The organism is Aeromonas sp. QDB23 (genome assembly GCF_027707745.1).
Lineage (GTDB): Bacteria > Pseudomonadota > Gammaproteobacteria > Enterobacterales > Aeromonadaceae > Aeromonas > Aeromonas allosaccharophila.
Genome location: NZ_JAPCJA010000130.1, coordinates 1 through 2,314, shown reverse-complemented (window position 1 = coordinate 2,314; position 2,314 = coordinate 1). Strand labels below are relative to the sequence as shown.

Genomic DNA, 2,314 nt, shown 5'->3' with positions numbered 1-2,314 from the left:
ATTGGGCGATCGGCATGGATGTTATTGAGTGATCGGCATGAATGTTATTGAGCGATCGCCATGCGTGGGAATACGCAATCGCCAGTGCATGCCACGAAATACAATACACGCGGTTATTCCGCTCATAATCAGATTGGAAAGGACACTCTTATGACTCAAACATCATCCCCATTACGAGTTGGCGTTGGCGGCCCTGTTGGTTCCGGCAAGACTGCGCTGTTAGAAGTATTATGTAAAAAGATGCGTGATCACTTTGAGATCGCCGTCGTCACTAACGATATCTACACCAAAGAAGATCAGCGAATTTTAACCGAAGCAGGCGCGTTACCTGCCGAGCGTATTGTCGGGGTGGAAACCGGTGGTTGCCCGCACACGGCGATCCGTGAAGATGCATCGATGAATCTGGCCGCTGTTGAAGCGCTCAGTGAGAAATTCGGCAATCTGGATGTCGTTTTCGTTGAGAGCGGTGGCGACAACCTGAGTGCCACCTTCAGCCCTGAATTAGCTGATATGACCATCTATGTGATTGATGTGGCGGAAGGCGAGAAAATTCCACGCAAAGGCGGGCCGGGCATTACCAAATCTGATTTATTAGTGATCAATAAAATCGATTTGGCCCCGTATGTTGGTGCGCGTTTAGATGTAATGGAATCAGACACCAACCGTATGCGCCCACAAAAACCGTGGACATTCGCCAATCTGAAAACCGGTCAGGGAGTGGATACCATCATCGATTTCATCGTGACACATGGCATGTTAACGCCAAAAGCATAAGTGCGACGAAGGCCCTGAAATTGTCTAAACGATTCAGGGCATTACGCGATGAGGTATCCTGATTTTCACAGACAGTCCCGATTGTTACGATGAGACAATCGGGGGTATTGAATGAAATCGAGAGAACACTATTCACCAGAGTTTCGGGCAGAGGCGGTTCGACTGGTGTTGGAGCAAGGCCTTGGCCAAGCTGAAGCCGCCAGAAGGTTGGGTATTGCCAAAGGCACACTGAGCAACTGGGTGGTCGCAGCCAAAGGAGGAAAGGATACATCGGCCATTCCCGGAGCGCGTTCTGTCGCCGAGCTGGAGGCTGAAGTGGCCCGGCTACGCAAAGCTCTCGCACAAGCCAACATGGAGCGCGACATCATAAAAAAGGCCGCCGCGTACTTTGCTCAGGAGTCACTGCCAAGTACGCGTGGATAGCCAACCAACAGGACATCTATCCCATTTCCGTAATCTGTCGTGTGCTGGAGGTCTCTCGTGCGGGCTTCTACCACTGGCGCCAGCGTCCACCGTCACAGCGCCAACAAGAAGATGAACGACTCAAGGTCGCCATTCGGGCTGCTCACAGCAAGACGCGCCAGACCTATGGCGCATCGCGTTTACAAGCTGAGTTGGCCGCCGAAGGATTTTACGCTGGGCGGGACCGGATTGGGCGATTGCGCCGTGAAATGGGGTTGTCTTGCAAACAAAAGCGCAAATTCAAGGCGACAACCCATTCTGCTCATTCCCTGCCCGTGGCGGAGAATCTCCTTGGTCAGGTCTTTGCGCCGACGAAGCCCAACGAAGTCTGGACCGGTGATCACCTATATTGCCACCGACGAAGGCTGACTTTATCTGGCTGGTCTCAAGGATGTGTTTACCTGTGAGATAGTGGGTTATGCGATGGGAGAGCGAATGACCACCGGGTTGGTCAGTCAGGCGCTGTTTCGGGCTGTGCAGCAGAAGAGGCCACCCGTTGGGCTTATTCATCACACAGACCGGGGCAGTCAGTACTGTGCCAAGGCTTACCGGGCTCTCCAGGTACAATTTGGCATGCAGACCTCCATGTCACGCAAGGGGAACTGCTTCGACAATGCCCCGATAGAAAGCTTCTGGGGGTCTCTTAAAAATGAACTGGTTCACCACCATAGATTCGAGACGAGAGCGGAGGCCAAGGCAGCGATTCAGGAATACATAGAGATTTTTTACAACCGCCAGCGTCGGCATTCACGACTTGGCAATGTCAGCCCGGCGGAGTTTAACAAGAGGTATTGGAGAACTGCTCAGGCTGCTTGATCCGGGACTGTCCGATCTTGTCAGGACACCTCAACCTGAACACTTTGCCCCTCCTTTCCGGAAACAGTGTTCAACATCCCGGAATCACTGTTCACACTCACCGGAATCATCCTTAACGCATTGATGTCACCGCCGATGTAAAAATGACCCACTAACGCCGGAGTAAAGTTGACCCACTGGATTTGACCCTCAGAGATCCCCTCATTTTTAGAGACTCAAATAATTCCAAGTGTGCGGGTATATAAGCGGTGTTGCTTCAGGT

Annotated in this window: 1 protein-coding gene and 1 pseudogene; both read left to right on the top strand. The window is 52.2% G+C overall.

Going from position 1 to position 2,314, the window contains the following annotated elements:
• The first annotated feature begins 150 nt into the window (after positions 1 to 150).
• A complete protein-coding gene (ureG, locus tag PG888_RS22720; protein ID WP_053288401.1) occupies positions 151 to 774 on the top strand; it encodes an urease accessory protein UreG in 624 nt (207 codons plus the stop codon).
• A 111-nt stretch (positions 775 to 885) separates the two neighbouring features.
• A pseudogene (locus PG888_RS22715) lies at positions 886 to 2,052 on the top strand (IS3-like element ISAeme20 family transposase).
• Positions 2,053 to 2,314 lie beyond the last annotated feature (262 nt).

What these genes read in the sequence shown, in the direction of transcription:
- ureG (WP_053288401.1), top strand. Translation starts at nt 151, where the DNA reads ATGACTCAAACATCATCCCCATTACGAGTTGGCGTTGGCGGCCCTGTT.